Annotated in this window: 16 protein-coding genes and 4 pseudogenes; 14 read left to right on the forward strand and 6 right to left on the reverse strand. The window is 69.0% G+C overall.

The window, feature by feature from the left end; all coding sequences use genetic code 11:
• Window positions 1–101: 101 nt before the first annotated feature.
• Entirely contained in the window at window positions 102–746 is a 645-nt protein-coding gene (locus tag KWI83_RS33070) for an SGNH/GDSL hydrolase family protein (RefSeq protein WP_218518083.1), read from the reverse strand.
• A 129-nt stretch (window positions 747–875) separates the two neighbouring features.
• Here KWI83_RS33070 and KWI83_RS33075 point away from each other — a divergent pair, with 129 nt between their 5' ends.
• Window positions 876–1,586: a cupin domain-containing protein gene (locus KWI83_RS33075; RefSeq protein ID WP_218518084.1), complete on the forward strand. Its 711-nt coding sequence runs from the start codon at window positions 876–878 to the stop codon at window positions 1,584–1,586.
• A gap of 152 nt (window positions 1,587–1,738) precedes the next feature.
• Here KWI83_RS33075 and KWI83_RS33080 read toward each other — a convergent pair whose 3' ends face one another.
• A complete protein-coding gene (locus KWI83_RS33080) occupies window positions 1,739–2,749 on the reverse strand; it encodes a LacI family DNA-binding transcriptional regulator (protein ID WP_218518085.1) in 1,011 nt (336 codons plus the stop codon).
• A gap of 184 nt (window positions 2,750–2,933) precedes the next feature.
• Here KWI83_RS33080 and KWI83_RS33085 point away from each other — a divergent pair, with 184 nt between their 5' ends.
• The 5 genes from KWI83_RS33085 to KWI83_RS33105 all read left to right on the forward strand — a co-directional run bounded on the left by KWI83_RS33085 (window position 2,934) and on the right by KWI83_RS33105 (window position 8,285).
• Window positions 2,934–3,854: a sugar ABC transporter permease gene (locus tag KWI83_RS33085; protein WP_308122320.1), complete on the forward strand. Its 921-nt coding sequence runs from the start codon at window positions 2,934–2,936 to the stop codon at window positions 3,852–3,854.
• On the forward strand, window positions 3,847–4,743 hold the full coding sequence (locus KWI83_RS33090) for a carbohydrate ABC transporter permease (protein WP_218518086.1): 897 nt from the start codon (window positions 3,847–3,849) through the stop codon (window positions 4,741–4,743). The genes KWI83_RS33085 and KWI83_RS33090 overlap by 8 nt, the downstream gene beginning before the upstream one ends.
• 101 nt (window positions 4,744–4,844) lie before the next feature.
• On the forward strand, window positions 4,845–6,149 hold the full coding sequence (locus KWI83_RS33095) for an ABC transporter substrate-binding protein (protein ID WP_218518087.1): 1,305 nt from the start codon (window positions 4,845–4,847) through the stop codon (window positions 6,147–6,149).
• Between the two features lie 94 nt (window positions 6,150–6,243).
• Window positions 6,244–7,359, forward strand: coding sequence for a Gfo/Idh/MocA family protein (locus tag KWI83_RS33100; RefSeq protein WP_218518088.1), 1,116 nt, complete (start codon window positions 6,244–6,246; stop codon window positions 7,357–7,359).
• The gene (locus tag KWI83_RS33105; RefSeq protein WP_218518089.1) at window positions 7,356–8,285 is read left to right on the forward strand and encodes a PmoA family protein; all 930 of its coding nucleotides are present in this window, start codon (window positions 7,356–7,358) and stop codon (window positions 8,283–8,285) included. Before KWI83_RS33100 ends, KWI83_RS33105 begins: the two co-directional genes overlap by 4 nt.
• A gap of 103 nt (window positions 8,286–8,388) precedes the next feature.
• On the opposite strand, the pseudogene KWI83_RS39340 reads toward KWI83_RS33105, so the two are convergent.
• A pseudogene (locus KWI83_RS39340) lies at window positions 8,389–8,496 on the reverse strand (TetR/AcrR family transcriptional regulator); the annotation flags it as partial.
• A 27-nt stretch (window positions 8,497–8,523) separates the two neighbouring features.
• Entirely contained in the window at window positions 8,524–8,844 is a 321-nt protein-coding gene (locus tag KWI83_RS33110; protein ID WP_218518090.1) for an integrase core domain-containing protein, read from the reverse strand.
• Between the two features lie 680 nt (window positions 8,845–9,524).
• Here KWI83_RS33110 and KWI83_RS40130 point away from each other — a divergent pair.
• The 4 genes and pseudogenes from KWI83_RS40130 to KWI83_RS33125 form a co-directional block, all read left to right on the forward strand.
• Window positions 9,525–9,629, forward strand: a pseudogene (locus KWI83_RS40130) (3-oxoadipate enol-lactone hydrolase); the annotation flags it as partial.
• Between the two features lie 1,001 nt (window positions 9,630–10,630).
• Window positions 10,631–11,701 (forward strand): annotated as a pseudogene (ltrA, locus tag KWI83_RS33115) (group II intron reverse transcriptase/maturase); the annotation flags it as partial.
• A 488-nt stretch (window positions 11,702–12,189) separates the two neighbouring features.
• A pseudogene (locus tag KWI83_RS33120) lies at window positions 12,190–13,426 on the forward strand (IS3 family transposase).
• Window positions 13,427–13,658: 232 nt separating this feature from the next.
• Window positions 13,659–14,150, forward strand: coding sequence for a hypothetical protein (locus KWI83_RS33125; protein ID WP_218518091.1), 492 nt, complete (start codon window positions 13,659–13,661; stop codon window positions 14,148–14,150).
• Window positions 14,151–14,174: 24 nt separating this feature from the next.
• Here KWI83_RS33125 and KWI83_RS33130 read toward each other — a convergent pair whose 3' ends face one another.
• Together KWI83_RS33130 and KWI83_RS33135 are read right to left on the reverse strand one after the other, a co-directional pair.
• The gene (locus KWI83_RS33130) at window positions 14,175–16,265 is read right to left on the reverse strand and encodes a beta-galactosidase (RefSeq protein ID WP_308122322.1); all 2,091 of its coding nucleotides are present in this window, start codon (window positions 16,263–16,265) and stop codon (window positions 14,175–14,177) included.
• Between the two features lie 347 nt (window positions 16,266–16,612).
• Complete coding sequence (locus KWI83_RS33135) at window positions 16,613–17,641, reverse strand: LacI family DNA-binding transcriptional regulator (RefSeq protein ID WP_218518093.1); 1,029 nt, start codon at window positions 17,639–17,641, stop codon at window positions 16,613–16,615.
• Window positions 17,642–17,749: 108 nt separating this feature from the next.
• Between KWI83_RS33135 and KWI83_RS33140 the strand changes: the two genes are divergently transcribed.
• The 4 genes from KWI83_RS33140 to KWI83_RS33155 all read left to right on the forward strand — a co-directional run bounded on the left by KWI83_RS33140 (window position 17,750) and on the right by KWI83_RS33155 (window position 20,837).
• Window positions 17,750–18,937: a Gfo/Idh/MocA family protein gene (locus KWI83_RS33140; RefSeq protein ID WP_218518094.1), complete on the forward strand. Its 1,188-nt coding sequence runs from the start codon at window positions 17,750–17,752 to the stop codon at window positions 18,935–18,937.
• Complete coding sequence (locus KWI83_RS33145) at window positions 18,934–19,095, forward strand: DUF6807 family protein (protein WP_218518095.1); 162 nt, start codon at window positions 18,934–18,936, stop codon at window positions 19,093–19,095. The genes KWI83_RS33140 and KWI83_RS33145 overlap by 4 nt, the downstream gene beginning before the upstream one ends.
• A complete protein-coding gene (locus tag KWI83_RS33150) occupies window positions 19,092–19,349 on the forward strand; it encodes a DUF6807 family protein (protein WP_308122323.1) in 258 nt (85 codons plus the stop codon). The genes KWI83_RS33145 and KWI83_RS33150 overlap by 4 nt, the downstream gene beginning before the upstream one ends.
• Before the next feature lie 564 nt (window positions 19,350–19,913).
• Entirely contained in the window at window positions 19,914–20,837 is a 924-nt protein-coding gene (locus KWI83_RS33155; RefSeq protein WP_218518096.1) for a PmoA family protein, read from the forward strand.
• The last annotated feature ends 139 nt before the right edge of the window (window positions 20,838–20,976 follow it).

Consider the following 20,976-nt stretch of genomic DNA (forward strand, 5'->3'; position numbering starts at 1 on the left):
ACCTGGAAGTCCGCTGACACCTGGAAGTCCGCTGACACCTGAAAAGGAGAACCAGCTCTGCCGGGCCGAAATCGGTCCGGCAGGGCTGATTTCCGTACTGGTCAGCGTGCTGACATCCGTGCCAGCCGGGCGCTGACCACCGGCACATAGAATGCCGTGATGCCCGCCAGGTTGGGGTGGGTTCCCGTTCCCTCCGTGCCGGGTACACCATTGACCAGGTCGTCGAATGTGTATTTCGCCCGCTGGGCATCATCGCGGGTGTCGAACGTGGTGTCCCCGAAAACATCGGCAACCGCGACATCCCACTTCCGGCAGGCCCGCAATGTCACTTCGCGCAGGGCTGTCTGGGTGTCCCAGTCCCGCGAACCCAGTTTGTGGGCGGCGACGTACACGATGCGGGCGGCCGGCCATTTCCGCTGCATCGTGTGCAGCGTCTTCTCCAGCTCTTCCGCGTAGGCGGGCACGTCGTAGCGTCGGTCTCGGAAGATCGACTGGGCGTCGTTGGTGCCGCCGTCGAAGAGGACGAAGTCCGGCGCGATGTCCGTCGCCTGCTCGATCTGGGCAAGAATCTGCCCACCGGAAGCCTGCGGGTCGACGCCAATGGTCGCGCCGTTCCGGGCGAATTTGGCAAGGGTCATGTTCTCGCGCTCCGCGACGACGTCCACGAAACTACGGGGATACACGTGTCCGTGCACAATGCTGTCACCGAAGGCGTACACACTCTTGCCTGCCAGCCCGTTCTCCACGTCAATCTCCCTGCGGTTCGACATTTCCGGCCCGATATTAGTCCGTGCATTGACCCGTTGAGCCATGCGGACGTAAATTGAGAGAAGGTAGAAAGCGCTTGCCATCCTGAAACGGAGTGCTGACGGAACATGAGCACAACCCACACCGGGCTGCCCGGTGGCGTCGCCATCTCGCATCTGTCGGTGTACGACTGGCCTGCCGCCGACGGGGTGTGCGGCGGCACCCCTCATATGCATCTGGCGTGTTCGGAGGGTTACGTCGTCACCGGTGGGCGCGGAGCCGTGCAGACGCTGACCGCGTCCGGGTACGAGGTGACTCCGCTTCAGGCCGGTACCGTCGCCTGGTTCACGCCGGGGACCATCCACCGGCTGGTCAATGAGAGCGATCTGCGGATCACCGTCCTGATGCAGAACAGCGGTCTGCCGGAGGCGGGGGACGCCGTCCTCACGCTGCCCCCGCACTACCTGACCGATCCCGAGACGTACGCACGCGCCACCGTCATCCCGGCCGACGCGCCCGAGGAGGAGCAGGAGCGCGTCGCCCGGGCCCGGCGTGACCTCGCCCTGGAGGGCTACCGGGCGCTGCGTGCGGCCGAGGGGCCCGAGGCCCTGGCGGCGTTCCACCGGGCCGCCGCCGCGCTCGTACGGCCGCGCATAGCCGAGTGGCGGGAACGGTGGCGGCAGGGCGCCGAGGCCGCCGCCGCGGCCACCGCGGTGCAGCTCGACGCGCTGGAGCGGGGGGAGTCCCCGCACCTCGCCGATGCCGTCGTGCGCTCCGAACAGCCCGCCGCCCGGGGGAAGTTCGGGATGTGCGGACGGCTCGACGTCTACCGGAACTGATACGGACACGCGCGCCGCGTCACGAGCCCTCGGCCGGGCCCCGCATGACCCGCACGGGTGTGTGCGGGCCGACCGAGGGCTCGCAGAGAGGGTTCGCTCCCCGGCCGGCGGCCGGGACCGCGAGTGGTCACCGCTCGCGGTCGGGGCGGCTTTCAGCGGGCGGGCTCGGCCGTCGACTCCCGCCAGATGATCCGGAACAGGGTCTCCTCCTCCGCCTCGTGCGCCGCGTCGAGCAGGCCCGCGATCAGCTTGCCCATGGCCTTGCTGCCGAGTCGTTCGAGGTCCACGTCGACGGTCGTCAGGGACGGGGTCATGAACTGTCCGACCGCGTTGTTGTCCCAGCCCGTCACGCTGACGTCGCCGGGCACGTCCCAGCCCCGTTCCCGGGCCCCGCGGACGACGCCGGCGGCGACGAGGTCGTTGGCCGCGATCACCGCGGTCGGCCGTGCACCGCTCGGGAGCGACCGGATCGCCTCGATGCCGGACTCGCCGGACCAGTCACCGTCGAAGACACCGACGGACTCGAGCCCGAGGTGTTCGACCGTGTCCAGATAGCTCTTCCTGCGCGCCCTCGCGGAAGCGAACTGCGCGTCCCCCGCCACATGCAGGAACCGGGTGTGACCGAGCGCCGCCAGGTGCTCGATCATCCGCACCACTGGCGTGGCGTCGGCCAACTCCCCGATGCCGCGCATCTCGTCGTCGAAGTCGGCCGAGATCACCACGGCTGTCCGCTGGTGCAGTTTGTTCTCCACCGAGGGGAGCACGGGGGCGAGGGAGAGGATGCCCTCGAACTGTCCCGAGTCGGCGAGTTCCAGCAGGCGTTCACTCCTCGCCCGTACGCCGCCCCCGGCGCTCACGACGTCCACGAAGTACCCCGCGGCCTGTGCCGTCGCGCTGGCCCCCGCCAGCATGCGTGACGGGTTGAAGGCCATGGCGGGCATGAGGATCGCCAGCCGGCCGGTCTTCCGCGTGCGCATGGACCGCGCCACCAGGTTGGGGCGGTAGTCCAGTTCGCGGATCGCCTTCTCCACGCGTTCCAGGGTCGCCGGCTTCAGCCCGCCGTTGAATCGCAGATACCTCGACACCGTCTGGGGTGACACACCGGCAAGCCGCGCCACGTCGGTGATCGTCGGCCGTCGTCGCGCCGTGTCAGCGCCGTCCATCCGCTTCTCCCACCTTCAGCCAACGTTCGGTGAAGTCAGAGACTACACACTCTTGACGCAAAAAGTGATCGTTCACTATGGTCCTCGCAACCCCAGAGTGAACGATCACTTTTTCGGGGGGCGCGTGGCCCCGGACGGGCCCGAACCACTGTGTGTCGATGCCGCCGCTCAAGGGAGCAGTGCCGTGAGCTCCATCAACGAACTACGCCGGCTGCGCGGGTCCCAACGGGGCGCGCGACAGCAGAACAAGGCGGCGTTCTTCTTCCTCCTGCCATGGTTCATCGGGTTGTTCGGGATCACTCTCGGCCCGATGCTGGCCTCGCTCTACCTCAGCTTCACCAAGTACAACCTGCTGCAGCCGCCGCAGTTCAGCGGAGCGGACAACTGGACGCGGATGCTCCACGACGAGCGTCTGCACAAGTCGCTCGAAGTAACGTTCAGTTACGTCCTGGTCTCCGTCCCTCTGCAGCTGGCGCTGGCCCTGGGACTCGCCCTGCTGCTGGACAAGGGGGTACGGGGCCTCTCCTTCTACCGCTCCGTCTTCTACCTGCCGTCACTGATCGGCGGCAGCGTCGCGATCGCCGTGCTGTGGCGGACGATCTTCGGCACGGACGGCCTCGTGAACAAGGGGCTCGGCGTCTTCGGGATCGAGGGGCAGGGCTGGATCTCCGAGCCGAGCACCGCGCTGTCGACGCTCATCGTCCTGAACGTCTGGACGTTCGGCTCACCCATGGTGATCTTCCTCGCCGGCCTGCGGCAGATCCCGACCTCCCTCTACGAGGCGGCCTCCGTCGACGGCGCCGGTCGCTGGCGCCAGTTCCGCAGCATCACGATTCCGCTGCTGACCCCCATCATCTTCTTCAACCTGGTCCTGCAGATCATCCACGCCTTCCAGACGTTCACCCAGGCCTTCGTGGTCTCGGGCGGCACCGGAGGCCCCGCCGACTCCACCCTCTTCTACTCGCTGTACCTCTACCAGCGCGGGTTCGGCCACTTCGACATGGGGTATGCGTCCGCGCTCGCGTGGCTGCTGCTCCTCATCGTCGCGGTCTTCACCGCCGTCAACTTCTGGGCCTCCAAGTACTGGGTGTTTCACGATGACTGACCGCGCCGTAGCCGTACCCCGCCCGCTGCCCGCAGCCCTCTCCCACGAGGCGCACCGCGGCCGGCGCAGGATCCGCGCACTGCTCAAGCACATCCTGCTCGTCGTCTGTGTCCTGGCGATGCTGTACCCCGTCCTGTGGATGGTGGTCAGCTCCCTCCGCCCCAACGACGAGATCTTCCGTCACGCGGGACTCGCCCTGACGCAGCCGCGCCTGGAGAACTACAGCAACGGCTGGAACGCCTTCGCCCAACCGTTCAGCCACTACCTGATCAACTCGCTGATCGTGGTGATCGGCGCGATCCTCGGGAACCTCCTCGCCTGCTCCATGGCCGCCTACGCGTTCGCCCGGCTGGAGTTCAAGGCCAAGCGCCTGTGGTTCGCCATCATGCTCGTCACGATCATGCTGCCGATCCACGTGATCATCGTGCCGCAGTACGTCCTGTTCTCGGAGCTAGGCTGGGTCAACACGTTCCTGCCGCTGATCGTGCCGAAGTTCCTGGCGACCGACGCCTTCTTCATCTTCCTCATGGTGCAGTTCGTCCGCGGCATCCCGCGCGAACTCGACGAGGCCGCACGGATCGACGGCGCCGGGCAGGCGCGGATCTTCTTCCACATCATCCTGCCGCTGATGGTCCCGGCGCTGGCCACCACCGCGATCTTCACCTTCATCTGGACCTGGAACGACTTCTACACCCAGCTCATCTACCTCACCGACCCGACGATGTACACCACGCCCCTTGCGCTGCGTGCCTTCGTCGACCAGCAGACCGCGACCGACTGGGGCTCGGTGTTCGCCATGAGCGTGGTGTCGCTGGTTCCCGTCTTCCTCGTCTTCCTCGCCGGGCAGCGCTTCCTGCTCCGAGGTATCGCGACCACCGGCGGCAAGTAACTGCGGGGGCAACGGCCGGAACGCGGTGCGAACGAGTCATGGCCGCTCGGGAGCACCGCAGCCATCAACCCGACACCTGTGTCAGGCAAAAGGAGAAGTACATGAAAGTCAGCCCCTTCAGACGTCTCGCACTCGGAGCGGTCGCCTCGCTCTCGCTGGTCTTGACCGCCTGCTCCGGCGGTAGCGCGGGCACCGCTCCCGAGCTGAGCGACAAGCCGGTCACCATCCGTGTCACCTGGTGGGGAGCGGACACCCGGGCCCAGCTCACCAACGAAGCCATAGCGGCGTTCGAGAAGAAGCACCCCAACATCAAGGTCAAGGGCGAGTACAAGGACTGGAACGGCTACTGGGACGCGCTCGCCACCACGACCGCGGCCCAGGACTCACCCGACGTCATCCAGATGGATGAGCTCTACCTGGCCTCGTACGCGGGCCGCGGAGCGCTCTACGACCTCGGCAACGCCGAGAAGTTCCTCAACACCTCGCAGTTCGACGACCAGGCCCTCGCTACCGGACAGGTCGGCGGAACACAGTACGCGCTGCCGATCGGCGTCGGCGTCTCCACCGTCCTCGCCAACACCGACATGTTCGAGAAGTACGGCGTGGCCCTCCCCGACGACAAGACGTGGACGTGGGACGACTACGCCAGGATCGCCAAGGAGCTCACGGACAAGAGCGGCGGCAAGATCCACGGCGCGTCCGGCGCTCCCGGCTTCTTCGCGGGCGACGTCAAGTACTGGGCCCGTCAGCAGGGCGGTGAGCTCTTCGACAAGGACGGCAACGTCTCGCTGAAGCCCGATGCGCTCGTCAAGATGTGGAAGTACGGCCTGGACCTGATCTCCTCCGAGGGCGGCGTCAAGGCGTCCACGATGGTCGAGGACCTGACCGCCGGTGTCACCGCCGGCAGCTTCGCCACCGGCAAGGCGGCCATGATGGGCGCCTACAACACCCAGGTCACCGCGCTGCAGGAGGCGACGGGCGCGAATCTGAAGCTGCTGCAGCCGCCCCACGTCGGCGACACCAAGGCGAACTTCTTCAAGCCCTCGATGTACTGGGCGGTCTCCAGCCAGAGCAAGCACCCGGCCGAGGCAGCCACGTTCGTCGACTTCCTGCTCAACGACCCGGCGGCCGCCGACATCCTCAAGACCGAGCGCGGCATCCCCGCCAACAAGGCGATGCTCCAGCGCCTCCAGGCGGGTCTGACCGGCACGGACAAGGCCGCCGCCGAGTACATGAACACGGCGACGACGGGTCAGCCGCCCGTCGTGACCCCCAACGGCGCCAGCGGGATCGAGCCGATGCTTCAGCGCTACACCCAGGAGGTCTACTTCAAGAAGACCTCCCCGGAAGACGCCGCGAAGTCCTTCATCAAGGAACTCCAGAGCGAGATCGACGCGGCCAAGTGACCTCTTTCCCCTGGGGCCGCGGCCGCGGCCGCGGCCCACGGCCCCCGGGGAGCCCGCGGCAAGCGGGTCGGAAACCACGAGAGAGAAGCCATCCATGCCCAGCCCCCGGCCGCCGTACCGCGTGGCCATCATCGGCACCGGCGGTATCGCCCACGCCCACGCCGAAGCACTCGCCGAACTCCCCGCACGTGCCCGGCTGGTCGCCGTCGCCGACGTCGACTTCGCCCGCGCCACCGAGTTCGCGAACCGGTTCTCCGTGCCGCACGTCTTCACCGACCCCAAGACGCTGCTGGCAAACGAGACGGTCGACCTCGTGCACATCTGCACACCGCCGCAGACCCACGCGCCCCTGGCCGCCCTGGCGATGCGGGCCGGCGTCACCGCCCTGGTGGAGAAGCCGACGGCGCTGAGCCTGCGCGAGATGGACGAACTGGCCGCCGTACAGCAGCAGACCGGTTCACAGGTCCTGACCGTCTTCCAGCACCGCTATGGCGCGGCGGCCGTACGACTGCGCCGGCTGGCCCGTTCCGGCGCACTGGGCCGGCCGCTGGTCGCCACCTGCGAGACCCTGTGGTACCGGCCCGACGACTACTTCGACGTACCGTGGCGGGGACGCTGGGACGTCGAGGGAGGTGGCCCCACCATGGGCCACGGCATCCATCAGTTCGACCTGATGCTGTCGGTCCTCGGCCCCTGGTCCCAGATCACCGCGCTCGCCGAACGCCAGGCGCGGCCCACGGACACCGAGGACGTGTCGATCGCCGCCGTCCGGTTCGACAACGGAGCCCTCGCCACGGTGGTCAACTCCCTGCTGTCCCCCCGCGAGACATCGCGCCTGCGCTTCGACTTCGAGTACGCCACGGTCGAACTGGAACACCTCTACGGCTACCGCGAGGAACACTGGCGGTTCACACCGGCACCCGGCCACGAAGAGCTCGCGGCACTCTGGGCCGGCGGTGACGAGCCGGACGTCGTCAGCGGTCACCGGCTCCAGATCGAGGCCGTGTTCGACGCCTGGGACACCGGTCAGGAACCCGGAGTCTCCCTGCGGGACGCACGCCGCACGCTGGAGTTCGCGGCCGCGACGTACGCCTCCGCCTTCCGCGGTGTCCGCGTCGCCGCGGGTGAACTCACCGACGACGACCCGTTCACGCTCAGCATGGACGGCGGCGCCGTCCCGTGGGAGCGCGTCAAGGAGGCCCTTGCATGAACTCCCTCGACATCACCCACGACCTCGACGCCTCGGTCACGGTCCGGGACGGCGACACGGAGCTGTTCCGCTACGTCTACCGGCCGGACACCGTCCAACTGGAGTCGCCCAAGCCCTACATCCACCCCCTGCGCACCCGCGCGGGCCATGTGGTCAGCCTGTTCCGTCCCCACGACCACGTGTGGCACAAGGGCATCGCCTGGTCGCTGCCCCACGTCGGCGAGGAGAACTTCTGGGGCGGCCCCACGTACATCCACGGCCGCTTCTACGTCCAGCTGGAGAACAACGGAACCCAGGCGCACCGCCGGATAGCCGCCCTCGACCGGGCCGACGGCAGCGCGACGTTCGCCCACGACCTGGACTGGATCACCCAGTCCGGGGACCTGTTCTTCACGGAGCGCAGGACGCTGCGGGCGAGCCTGATCTCCCCGCACGCCTGGGCGCTGACGTTCGAGACGCAGATGACGAACGTCTCCGGAACCGATGTCGCCATGGGATCGCCGACCACCAAGGGCCGGGAGAACGCCGGCTACGGCGGCCTGTTCTGGCGGGGCCCACGGTCGTTCACCGGCGGGCAGTTCGTGACCGCGGAGGGCACGGGCGGCGACGAGGTCCGCGGGCGGCGCATGGAGTGGATGGCTTTCGAGGGCCGCCACGACGAGACGGACGTGCAGTCGCTCGTGCTCATGGTCGACGACACGGCCAACCCGCATCATCCGCCGCAGTGGTTCGCCCGGACAGAGGAGTTCGCCTGCCTCAACCCGGCACCGTTCTTCAGCGAGGAACTGACCGTCGAACGCGGCGCCACCGTGCGGTTCCGCTACGGCGTGGGGATCGCCGACGCCGACGCGAGCGCGGCTCCCGCACTCGCGGACGCGGTGCGCCGGGCACTCGCGGGTGCCGACGCGTCCATCGCTGCCGGGTGACCACGGTTGCCCCAGGCGGAGCGCCATCTTTGATGACGCACCTTGGTACGACGTAAGTGCCGGCAACGGGCAGGGCTCCTGTGCCGTCGGGGGAGGTGCTGCCTCACCGCGGCCCAGGGGCTCCTGCGCGCAGACCGTCCATCACAAGGTCCAGGAGTCGACCGGACCGGGCCCGCCAGTCCCCGTGGCTGTCGATCTGCCAGATGCCGGCTGAACCGCCCCGGGTTCTTTGGACATCTCAGTTGGTGGCTGTGAGCCGGGGTTTCGTGGTTGCTCGGTAGTGGTCGGCTTCGTATTCGGCGGGCGGGCTGTGCCCTGTCTCACCGTGGAGTCGGCGGTGGTTGTACCAGTCGACCCACTCGGCCGTGGCGAGTTCGACGTGTGAGAGCGTCTTCCACGGGCGCATCGGGTTGATGATCTCGGTCTTGTACAGGCCGGTCGTCGACTCCATGAGGGCGTTGTCATACGCGTCACCGACCGAGCCGACGGAGGCTGCGATCTCAGCCGCATCGAGGTGTTCGGCCAGGCGGAACGACGTGTACTGGCTGCGAGCCCGCATCCGAGTGATGGACCAGCTCTCCGGGCACCGGCGGCCGGGCCGTCGCGGTCACGCTGCCACAAGCCCATGTCGAGTGCGTCCGAGACGACCCTCGCCGACGGGCAAGTACTGCGCTCCGCAGACTCCACCGGTCTCGAACAGGAGGTATGGGCACAGCTCACGCTCCACCAAGTGCTGCGGACCGCCATGGTGGACGCGGTGGAGTCGTCGGCTACAGCAACATCCACAGCTTTCGGGCATCGATGACGCGCTGGACGGCCGAGGGGCTGATCCGCAAGGTCGGCAGAGGCACATACATGCTCGAACAAGGCTGGACCTCCCCTGATTTGACGGATCGCGTCACACGCCAACTACGCGGCATTGGGGTAGGAGGAGGGACGTGCCATGACTCTGATCCTTACATGGAATCGAGTCTCCATTCGAACCGGGGCGGTTCACTTTGCTGCGACCCGGACCACCTGGAAGCCGTGCCAAAGAAGGAAGCTCTGCGGCGCAGGGACTGGGAGAGCGCGCGAGCCAGGAGGACGCACTGTCCCCACGGCCACGCGTACACGCCGGAGAACTCGTATCTGGATCCCCGAGGGTTCCGGCAGTGCCGGACGTGCCGCGCCGAGAGGGGCAGGAGCCGCCGGGTTCCCCCGGCCGTGTGAGATTTCGTGATACGTGAGAGGGTCTGAGGCGTGAGTGAGACACCGTCGAACACCCTGCAATACCGCTTTGACGGGCCAGAAGAGGCTCCGGTCCTGATCTTGGGTCCCTCCCTGGGTACCACCTGGCACAAGTGGTCAGAACCGTCTTCTGACGTCCACGTGGTCCAGGGCGATGCCGTTTGTGCAGGTGGGCGCTTTGAGGTCCCGGTGCGTCGATGGTGTTCGTGATCGCCTGTGACAGAAGAGGGCGATGCAGAACCCCCGTTGGCTCGCTCCAGCCGGGGTCGTTTGCCCTGACCGCGGCGGCTGTTACGCCGACGGCGCCCGCACCGGAGCCCCGGACGCTCTCCAGACTGCCGATCTCTGGCACGTCTGGCACGTGCGCCGTGAGGCGCTGATTGATCGAGTGGAGGTGGGAGACCTTCGCCGCCGTTCTGTCGCAGCAGGACGGTGAAGCTGGGGGCAGCCTGAGCCGGGAGGTGCCGGGGAGGGTGGCAAGCGGCCCCGACAAAGCGGGGACGTGTCAGAACCGTCAGATGGTGCGGGTCCGGCAAGCGAGACGGAGAGGTATACGTGAGGAACCGGTGCTCCAAGCCTCCTAAGGTGACATCAGCTCCAACCTGGCGGATATGGGCTGGTTGCGGTGCGTGCTCGTCTTTCTTCCAGGGCGGGCAACTTCCGGGTCGTGATTGCCAGACGGTCCGGGAGGCCACGGTGAAGTGCTGCGGGGTAGCCGTGGCGGGGCCGCCGGGGGTATAGCCGGGTGCCTACTCCGACGAGCGATCAATCAGTGAACACGGGAACCTCCCCGGCCTTGCCCGTCGTCCGGGACGCCAGCACGGACGAGTTGGGCTGGGCACACCATCTGCCGAGCAGGCCGTGGGAGGGGCGGAGCCGCCATAGTACTCCGAGCTGGGGAGAACCCGGCACATGGGGAAGGGCGGCAGCGAGATCGCAAGGCAGGTACTGCAATGTCCGGAGAATCCGGGGTGGATGCCCTGGTCGCGTGGCCAGCGGCCGAGGTCGCTGAGCTACGGGTACGGAGAATGCAGACCAAACTGCACCGTTGGGCGGTAGCCGGTCACGGCTTCCGGTTCGACGATGTGTTCAACTTCGTCTGCGACCCGGCCGTCTTGATGACGGCCTTCGAACGGGTTGCGGGCAACAAGGGAGCCCGGACAGCAGGCGTCGACGGCCAAAGCGCCGCCGACGTCCAGGAGTCCGGGGTGACAGCGCACCTGAACCGCATCCGTTCGGCGCTGAAGGCGGGGACCTTTCGGCCCCTGCCGGTGCGGGAGCGGATGATCTCCAAATCCGGTGGGAAGCTGCGTCGGCTGGGGATTCCGACGGTCACCGACCGGGTGGTGCAGGCCGCGCTGAAGCTGGTCCTGGAGCCGATCTTCGAGGCGGATTTCCGTCCGTGCTCGTACGGGTTCCGGCCCAACCGGCGTGCGCACGACGCGATCGCTGAGATTCACCTGTTCGGTTCCCAGGGATATCGCTGGGTGCTGGACGCTGACATCGAGGCGTGCTTCGACCGCATCGAACACGCGGCCCTGATGGACCGTGTCCGAGCGCGGGTGAAGGACAAGCGGGTGCTGGCGCTGGTGAAGGCGTTCCTGAAAGCCGGGATCATGACCGAGCTCGGCGAGCGGAACGAGACCACCTCCGGAACACCGCAAGGAGGCATCCTCTCGCCCCTGCTGGCCAACATCGCGCTGTCCGTGCTCGACGACTTCGCCGCCGAGCAATGGTCAAGCGTGATGACGACCCGACGGGATCGCGAACGACGACGGCACCGGGGCCTGCCGACCTGGCGACTGGTCCGCTACGCGGACGACTTCGTCATCATGGTCCACGGCACGAAGGAGCACGTCGGAGAGCTTCGCGAACAGGTGAGTGCGGTCCTGGCACCGATGGGTCTGGTCCTGTCTGCGGCCAAGACCCGGATCGTCCATCTTGCGGACGGGTTCGACTTCCTCGGCTTCCGCATCGTCTGGATGCGGAAACGAGGGACGGACGAGTGGCACGTCTATACCTTCATCGCCGACAAACCGGTCGCGTCGCTGAAGCGGAAGATCAGGGCACTGACCCAGAGGTTGTCGCATCTCGATTACAAGATCGCGCTGATCCGGATCAACCAGATCCTGCGCGGCTGGGCCAACTACTTCAAACACGCGGTTGCCAAGCACACCATGGCCCGCCTGCACACCTTCGTCTGGTGGCGGCTGGTCCGCTGGGTGATGCACCGGCACCGCATGACGTGGACGGCCATCCGGCGAGCTCCGGGGCCCGCAAGGGCGTTGGAAGCTCATCGAGTTGGACGGGATCACGCTGTTCCACCTCGGCAAGGTGCCGATCACTCGGTATCGCTACCGTGGCAACAGCATCCCCAGCCCTTGGCCGGACGCCCTGTCCGACCCGATCCCAACGGCATGATCTCGTGGAGAGCCCGGTGCTCGGAGACGGGCACGCCGGGTTCGGCGGGCGGGCCGGGGAAACCCACCGGGAGCAATCCCGGCAGGGCGCCCCGGTCCGACCCAACAACCTCGCCGAGGCCCGTGAAACGCCTGGTCCGTCGACATGATGCATGCCTTCGCGACCTCGAGTCCGCCCCGAGTACGGCGCCCGACGTGGTGCGTCTGAACCGCCCCGGGTTTGATGGAGACATCGAAGACCCGGAAGGATGCCGATCATGGCTGCTCCCCGTAAGTACCCCGACGAACTGCGTGAGCATGCGACGCGGTTGGCGGTCGAGGCCCGCAAGGATCCGGCCGGCCGTGCCGGTGCGATCAAGCGGATCGCCGACCAGCTGGACGTGCATCCCGAGGCCCTGCGCGGCTGGGTCAAGCGCGCCGAGACAGACGAGGGCATCGTGCCCGGCACCACCAGCACGGATGCCGCCCGGATCGCTGAGCTGGAGCGGGAGGTGAAGGAACTGCGGCGGGCGAACGCGATATTGAAGTCCGCCTCGGCTTTCTTCGCCGCGGAGCTGGACCGTCCACTGCGATGAAGGTCGCCTACATCGACCAGTACAAGGAGACGTTCGGCGTCCAGCCGATCTGCGATGTCCTCGCCGAGACGGACGCGCCGACCGCGCCGAGCACCTACCATGCCGCCCGCAACCGGGAGCCCTCGGCCCGCAGCCTGCGAGACGAGGAGATCACCAAGGAGCTACGCCGGATCCACGAGGCCAACTACGGCGTCTACGGGGCCCGCAAGGTCCACGCCGCCCTCCTGCGCGAGGGGCACGAGGTGGCCCGCTGCACGGTCGAGCGCCTCATGCGCGCGGTCGGTCTGCGCGAGGTGATCCGGGCCAAGGGCCCACGCACCACCCGCCCCGCACCCGAGACCGACCGGCCCGCCGACCCGGTCGAGCGGCAGTTCACCGCGAGTGCGCCAAACCAGCTGTGGGTCGCGGACATCACCTGCATCAGAACCTTCTCCGGCTGGGTCTACGCCGCCTTCGTCATCGACGTCTTCTCCCGCATGGTCGTCGGCTGGCAGGCTGCCACCTCCCTCTACACCGACCTCGCCCTCGACGCGCTGGAGATGGCGATCTGGCGCCGCCGGCACACCGGCGCCGACCTCACCGGCCTCACGCACCACTCGGACCGCGGAGTCCAATACCGAGCTCTGCGCCACACCGAAGTCTCGAACATGAGGCCGCCGTGGCCTCGGTCGGCTCCAAGGGCGACTCGTATGACAACGCCCTGGCCGAGGCGTTCAACAGCCTGTTCAAGGCCGAACTGATCCGGAACAAGGGGCCGTGGACCGGCATCAACGACATCGAGATCGCGGTCGCCGAGTACATCGACGGGTTCAACCAGCGCCGCCTCCACGGCGAACTCGGCCACATCACCCCCGCCGAACACGAGGCCGCCCACTACCTCGCGGCCGAACCCCGTACGTCACTCCAGAAAACCAGCTAACGCAGTATCCACGAAACCCAGGGCTTGACACGGGGGCCTGTTCGCCCTGGCGCGTGTGCCGGCCGCGGCAGGCGGGTGAACTGCCGTGCGTGGACGGGTCCTTCTTGTGTTGCCCGGGTGAATGAAAGCCGCTCAGCACAAGAAGGAACCCGGTGGCAACCTACCCCAGCCAGTCCCCGTCCATGACGACTACGCGGCCTCACGTGCCCAACTCGAGCCGATGATCGCCCGTTTGAGTGACACAGACATGGCCGCATGCACCCAGGAGCGGCTCGAGGACTACCTCACCCAGTCCGGACGCGAGCTCCAGCGCATCGCGATGCAGGACTACCTGGACGCCGCCGCCCGCCGGGAGGAACGCCTCGCCGTGGTGACCGGGGCCGACCAGGTGGCCCGCAGGAGGGCCGAGCCCGGGCACACCCGCCAACTCCTCACCACGGTGGGTCCGGTGGAAGTCTCCCGCATCGCCTACCGCGCCCCGAAGTCTGCGAACCTGCACCCCGCCGACGCCGTGCTGGCCCTGCCTGCCCACCTGCACTCCGCCCCGCTGCAGCGGGCGGTGGTGCACGAGGTCGCCGACGGCCCCCTGCGCTCCGCCCGCGAAGCACTCGCCCGTACCATCGGCCAGCGCCTGGGCACCCGCCAACAGAAACGCACCCTCGTCGTGGGGAGTGGAAGGGAACGTAGTGAACGTTCATTTTTGCGTCAATGGATTCCGCAGTAATCGCTTGCTTGCGGTGTGGGCGGCTCAGGAGCCGGCTTGCGTGCCGCGCCCCGGCTTCAGCACCGCAGCGCCGTACGGCGGCAGGGTGAGGGGCTTGTCCCCGACCGGCGGAGCTCCGGGCGTCAACAGGTCCGCCGCGTCCCGCGGTGCGGCGCCGCGCAGGTCGACCACCGCCTCCCGTGCGGAGTGGTTGAGCAGGAAGAGATGAGGGGTGCCGTCGGCGTCCCGCCGGCGGACCGCCTCCACTCCGTCCGGGGTGTCGAGAACCGGCTCCGCGCCCGCGGCGGCCGCCGCCTCAAGGACCAGCAGCCGCATGGTCTCCCGGTCGAAGGAGGTCCCCAGGTAGGTGGCGACGCCCCGGCCGTACCGGTTGCGGACGGCCGCCACATGCCCCTGCAGCTCCCCGTCGGTGTACACGGCCACGGACTCGGTGCCGTGCCTGGGAACGATGACGTCCTGCCAGTCCGTGGCCGTGCCGCGGTGCTCCCCGCAGCGCACAGCGCGGGTCTCGCCTACCTGGAGGGGGTTGAAGTCGTCGATGTCGATGCCGAGCAGGTCCCGGAAGGCGCCCGGGTGGCCGCCGGGCCACACCCGGTCGTGTTCGTCGACGATCCCGGAGAAGTACGACATCAGCAGGTGCCCGCCGTCCTGGACGTACCCGGCGAGATGGCGGGCGGCGGGGCCGTCCACCAGGTAGAGGTTGGGGACCACGAGCAGCCGGTAGCCGCTCAGGTCGTCGGCCGGCCGGACGAAGTCCACGGGGATGTTCGCGCCCCACAGGGGCCGGTAGTGCTCCATCACCTGTGCGGTGAAGCTCGGATGGTCGGACGGGTGGTCGGGCCCCTCCAGGGCCCGCAAGCTGTCGTAGTCCCAGGCCATGGCCACCCGCGCCCGGTCGCAGGCCCCTCCGGACAGGCCGCTCAGCCGGGCGAGGTCGTGGCCGAAGGCTGTCACCTCCCGCCATGTGCGGGTGCGGGTCCCGCCGTGCGGCAGCATCGCGGAGTGGAACCGTTCGGCCCCCGCCCGGGAGGCCCGCCACTGGAAATACATGACCGAGTCCGAGCCGCGCGCCACCGCCTGCAGTCCGTGGCCGCGCAACTGCCCTGCCGGGCGTGCCGAGTTGCGGGGCGCGGTGAGGTTGTTGCCGGTGGCGGACTCCAGCAGCAGCCACGGGCGGCCGTGGCGCAGCGAGCGCATGAGGTCGAAGTTGTAGGCGGCCAGGAGGTGCCCGTCAGGGTCGTGCGGCTTGGGATAGATGTCGAGCGCGGCGACGTCCTCCTCAGCCGCCCACGACCAGTAGTCGAGGCTGCGGAACGACCCCATGAAGTTGGTGGTGACCGGCAGGTCGGGGGTGTGGCGACGGACCGTGTCGCGCTCGGCGGTGAAGCACTCCAGGGCAGCGGCGTCGCAGAACCTGCGGAAGTCCAGCAGCTGACCGGGGTTGGGACCGGACACCAGGCGGCTGCGCGGGGCGGGGGTGCCGATGTGGTCGAAGGAGTCGTAGTGCTGGCCCCAGAAGGCGGTTCCCCATGCGTCGTTGAGGGCCGCGATGCTGCCGTCGTACCGGTCGGCGAGCCAGCGGCGGAAGTGCGCGGTCGAGACGGGACAGTGGCAGGCGAGGCCGACGTACTCATTGGCGATGTGCCACATCGCCAAGGCCGGGTGCCCGGCGTAGCGGTCGGCCAGCCGCTCGGTGATGCGCGCCGCGTGGTAACGGTAGACGGGCGACGAGGGGCAGTAGTGCAGCCGGGCACCGAAGGCGATGGTGCGGCCCTCGCCGTCCACCGGGAGCGTCTCGGGGTGTTCGTGCGCGAGCCAGGAGGGCGGGGCGGCGGTCGGTGTGGCCAGGTCGACCGCGATGCCGTTGCCGGCCAGCAGGTCCATCACCTCGTCCAGCCAGCCGAAGTCGAAGGTGGCGGGCCGCGGTTCCAGCAGGCCCCAGGAGAACACTCCGACGGTGACCAGGTTGACCCCGGCCTCGCGCATCAGCCGGACGTCCTCCCGCCAGACCTCGGGGGGCCACTGCTCGGGGTTGTAGTCGCCGCCGTATCCGAGGCCGCCCAGTCGCTTGCGCAGGGCGGCCAGACGTTCATCGGCGGTCGTGGATCGGGGCACGGGTACTCCTTGTCGGGAGTGAGATCTCGATGCGGCGGGAGGGAGCCGGAATTGGCAGACCGGTGTCTCGGGGCGAAGCAGGGACGAGATAGGCCGTGATGCACCGGAGAGGGGTCGTATGCGCCGCGTGGGGACAAGGCTCATGTCCGCGGTGGCCGCTGTCAATGGAGCGGCTGTCGATTTCTGATGAAGTCCGCGTACTCTGAAGTCGGTTGATGCTCGTTCGTGTGTGGTTCCGTCGCGGCGCGCTGTGTGTGCTCCGGGTGCCGGCGAAGCGGGCACCCCGGAGTCCGTTGGCGGCCTGACCGAGAGGGCCGGGGAGTGGATCGACGCGAACCGGGAGGTGGTCAGGAGGTGGGCGGCGGCTGCATAGCCAGGGGCGGGGCGACCGACTCGCGCCAGATGACGGTGTTCACCGGGTTCCGGGACTGCTCCGGCGCCTGCCCGCTGATCGTCTCGACCAGCCGCACCATGGCGTTGCGGTCCACGCCTTCGAGGTCGACGTGGACCGTGGTCAGCGAGGGTGGGAGGTAGCGGCAGATGTCGTTGTTGTCCCAGCCGGTCACGCTCAGGTCGCCGGGAACGTCGAGGCCGCGGTCGTGGGCGCCGCGGATCACGCCCGCGGCGACCACGTCATTGGCGGCGATGACGGCGGTGGCCGGCCGGCCGGCGTCCAGTTCATGGATGGCCGTCACCCCGGATTCGCCGGACCAGTCGCCGTCGGCCACGCCGACGGACTCCAGCCCGAGCCGCTCGACGGCCCGCAGATAGGCGTCCTTGCGGGCGCGGGCGGAGGCGAACTGCTGGTCCCCGGCGACGTGCAGGAAGCGGCGGTGGCCGAGCCCGGCGAGGTGCTCGAGCTCGGCGACCGGCGAGGCGTCGGTGAGCTCGCCGATGCCGCGCATGGAGTCGTCGAAGTCGGCCGAGACGACGACGGCTGCGCCCGTCGGCAGCCGCTCCTCGATCTCCGGCCGGACCGGGGCCAGCGCCAGAATGCCCTCCACCTGCCCGGAGTCGGCCAGTTCGAGCACCCGCTCCGTCCTGGCCTCGGCGCCGCCTTGGAGGCTAACGACCTCGACCGCGTACCCGGCCTCGTGCGCGGCGGCGGCTGCTCCGGCGAGCATCCGAGAGGGGCTGAAGGTCATCGGCGGCATCACGACCGCGAGGCGGCCGTTGCGGCGGGTGCGCATGGACCGGGCCACCAGGTTGGGGCGGTAGTCGAGTTCGCGCACCGCGGCGTCGATGCGGGCGAGGGTGGCGGGCTTGAGGCCGTCGCGGGAGCGCAGGTAGCGCGAGACGGTCTGGTGCGACACCCCGGCCAGGCGGGCGACCTCCTTCATGGTCGGGCGCCGGGCGGCGGATGAACGCTCGGGCATGCGCACGCTCCCCTTTCTCTGCGGTCCTCGTCCAAGTTCACTTCGGTCCCCGGTCGTAGTATTGACCCCGATGGTGAACGTTCACTAGGTTGCGATGCACTGCGGAATGTGAACGATCACCATCGACGGCCCGAGGAAGAAGCCGATGTCGGCACCCAGTGCTCCGACCGCTCTCACCACGCCCACCCCGTCACCGCCCCCGCGCGCCGCCATCATCGGCGCCGGGGGCATCGCCCACGCGCACGCCCAGAGGCCCTCGCCGACCTGCCCGGACGAGTCCGCCTCACTGCGATCGCCGAACCCGACCCCGCCCGCGCCGCCGCCTTAGCCCGCCGCTTCCGCGTACCGCACGTGTACGGCGACGCCGACACACTGCTCGCGAACGAACACCTCGACCTGGTGCACATCTGCACCCCGCCCCAGACCCACGCGCCGCTCGCCGCCGCAGCGATGCGGGCCGGCGTCATCCCGCTCGTGGAGAAACCGACCGCGCTCAGCCTGGGGGAGATGGACCACCTCGCCGCGGTCCAGGCCGAGACCGGCACCCCCGTCCTGACGGTGTTCCAGCACCGCTACGGCCCCGCCGCCGTCCGGCCGCGCCGCCTCGTCGCCGACGGCACCCTCGGCCGCCCGCTCACCGCCACCTGCGAAACCCTCTGGTACCGCATCGACGACTACTTCGCCGTACCCTGGCGCGGCCGCTGGGAGGTGGAAAGCGGTGGCCCGACGATGGGCCACGGCATCCACCAGTTCGACCTGCTGCTCTCCGTCCTCGGCCCGTGGGCCGAGGTCAGCGCCTTCGCCGGCCGGCTCGCCCGGCCCACCGACACCGAGGACGTCTCCATGGCCCTGGCCCGGTTCGGCAGCGGAGCGATGGCCACCGTCGTCAACTCCGTGCTCGCCCCGCGCGAATCCTCCCGCCTCCGCTTCGACTTCGAGCACGCCACCGTCGAGCTGGAGCACCTCTACGGCTACCGCGAGAAACACTGGCGCTTCACCCCTGCCCCCGGCCACGAACACATCGCAGACCTGTGGCGGCCCGACGACGGCACGGACGCCGAGAGCGGGCACCGGCTCCAGATCGAGGCCGTCCTCGACGCCCTCGCGAGCGGCGCCGAACCGGGTGTCCCGCTGGACGAGGCCCGCTGCACCCTGGAGTTCGCCGCCGCCACCTACGCCTCCGCCTTCCGCGGCCGGCCCGTCGTCGCGGGCGAGCTGACCGGCGACGACCCGTTCACACGCGGCATGGACGGCGGGGCCGTACCGTGGGCGCCGGTGAAGGGGGCGGCCGCGTGACCGGCTGGAGCTCCGCCCGCCCCGACACCCGGAACGCGCTCACCGTCCACGGCGGGCCGACCGAGCTGCTGCGCTACGTCTATCGCCCCGACACCCCCGAACTCGAATCCCCCAGGCCCTACCTGCACCCGCTGCGCACCCGCTCCGGCCGCCGGTGAGCCTGTTCCGGCCGTGGGACCACGTGTGGCACAAGGGCATCGCCTGGTCGCTGCCGGTGGTCGGGGAGGAGAACTTCTGGGGCGGCCCCACCTACGTCCACGGCAAGTCCTACGTGCAGCTCGACAACAACGGCCATCAGCTCCACCGCCGCTTCACCGGCACCGAGGCCGCCGAGGGCGACGTCGCCTTCGGCCACGAACTGGACTGGCTCACCCAGGCGGGCACCCTCCTGTTCACCGAAACCGCACCCTGACCGCCCGAACCCTCACCCCCGCCGCCTGGGCACTGACCTTCACCACCCGAACTGGCCAACGTCTCCAGCGCCGGCATCCCGATCGGCTCACCCACCACCCGCGGCCGGGAGAACGTCCGATACGGCGGCCTGTTCTGGCGTGGCACCCGGCTCCTTCACCGGTGGCGGACGCGAGCGGCTCGTTCCGGGCGAGTTCGACTTCCCCGAGGCCACGGTCGAACTGTCCCACCTCCACGGCTACGACAACTCCCACTGGGCGTGGACTCCTGCACCCCACCGGGCCGGCGCTACGGCCGCGGATCTGGGGCACCGCTCGACGACGACGCCAGTTCGCACGCCGCACAGTTGCGCGTGCGGCTACGGGTCCCTGCGCGCCGGACGACGCCCCGAGGCCAGTGGCGACGACGGCCGCCGCATCCTGGCCTTCATCGCCGCCCTGTATGAGTCGGCGACGACCGGACGCCCCGTCACCTGGGACATGCTCACCCAGGCCAAACCCCTTCTACCACTCCATGAGCGGCCGCCTCAGCGCCGCCCAGGACAACGCCGACAAGGAGCAGACCTGTGTCTGACACCCACTTCCGGATCGACCACGACGACGCCGGCAGCAAGTTCGTGGTGTCGGCTGCTGGCTCGGACCTCGCCACGTACGTCTACCGGCCGGAGACCCCGCTCGAGGAATCCCCCAAGCCCTATCTCTACCCGTTGAAGACCCTCTCCGGCGCGCCTGTGGGCGTGTACCGGCCCTGGGACCACCGCTGGCACAAGGGCCTGCAGACGACCTGGTCGCATCTGTCCGGCGACAACTTCTGGGGCGGGCCCACCTTCGAACCGGGCGCGCCCGGCCACGGCTACGTCTGGCGTGACAACCACGGCCGGCAGGTGCATCGCGCGTTCGACCGGCAGGACATCAGCGGCAGCGAGGTGTCGGTCGCCGAGGTCCTGGACTGGGTCGCCTCGAGCGACGAGGTGTGGATCGACGAGACCCGCACTCTTCGCTTCCACAGCGCCGACACCGACGAGGGGGTCTGGGCGCTGGACTTCACCACCGACCTGGCCAATGTTCACCAGCAGCCCCTGGAGCTGGGCAGCCCCACCACACACGGCCGCGCCAACGCCGGTTACACCGGACTGTTCTGGCGCGGGCCCCGAGCCTGGACCGGCGCCGACGTCATTGCCGACGGGGGCCAGGAGAGCGACGCCGTCATGGGCACCCAGGGCGCCTGGGCGGCCATCACCGGCGAGCACGACGAGATCGACGGCGGCGCCACGGTACTCGCCCACGCCGGCACCACCACGGCCGCCGTCCCGCTGAAGTGGTTCGCCCGCAGCAGTGCCTTCGCCTGCCTCAATCCGTCGCCCCCCTTCGACACGGAGATCAAGCTCGACCCCGGTGAGACCCTTCACCTGAGCCACCGCTTCGTGTTCCTCGACCGCAAAGTGGACCGCCGTGAACTCGAGCCGATCGCGGAGAGGTTCGCGCCGTGACCGCCCTTCCCGACTTCCCCGGAGCCGTGGGGCTGAGCCAGCTCGATGTGTACCCTTGGCCCACGGCGGACGACGAACACGGCGGCTCGCCCCACACGCACCTCATCGGCACGGAGTGCTACGTCGCCGTCAGTGGGCG

This window comes from Streptomyces sp. TRM70350, assembly GCF_019219825.1.
GTDB lineage: Bacteria > Actinomycetota > Actinomycetes > Streptomycetales > Streptomycetaceae > Streptomyces.

Excerpts from the sequence above, each read along its gene's own strand:
- KWI83_RS33080 (WP_218518085.1), bottom strand. The coding sequence starts at position 2,749 with ATGGACGGCGCTGACACGGCGCGACGACGGCCGACGATCACCGACGTG.
- KWI83_RS33135 (WP_218518093.1), bottom strand. The coding sequence starts at position 17,641 with ATGCCCGAGCGTTCATCCGCCGCCCGGCGCCCGACCATGAAGGAGGTC.
- KWI83_RS33075 (WP_218518084.1), top strand. The coding sequence starts at position 876 with ATGAGCACAACCCACACCGGGCTGCCCGGTGGCGTCGCCATCTCGCAT.
- KWI83_RS33090 (WP_218518086.1), top strand. The coding sequence starts at position 3,847 with ATGACTGACCGCGCCGTAGCCGTACCCCGCCCGCTGCCCGCAGCCCTC.
- KWI83_RS33105 (WP_218518089.1), top strand. The coding sequence starts at position 7,356 with ATGAACTCCCTCGACATCACCCACGACCTCGACGCCTCGGTCACGGTC.
- KWI83_RS33095 (WP_218518087.1), top strand. The coding sequence starts at position 4,845 with ATGAAAGTCAGCCCCTTCAGACGTCTCGCACTCGGAGCGGTCGCCTCG.
- KWI83_RS33100 (WP_218518088.1), top strand. The coding sequence starts at position 6,244 with ATGCCCAGCCCCCGGCCGCCGTACCGCGTGGCCATCATCGGCACCGGC.
- KWI83_RS33110 (WP_218518090.1), bottom strand. The coding sequence starts at position 8,844 with ATGCGGGCTCGCAGCCAGTACACGTCGTTCCGCCTGGCCGAACACCTC.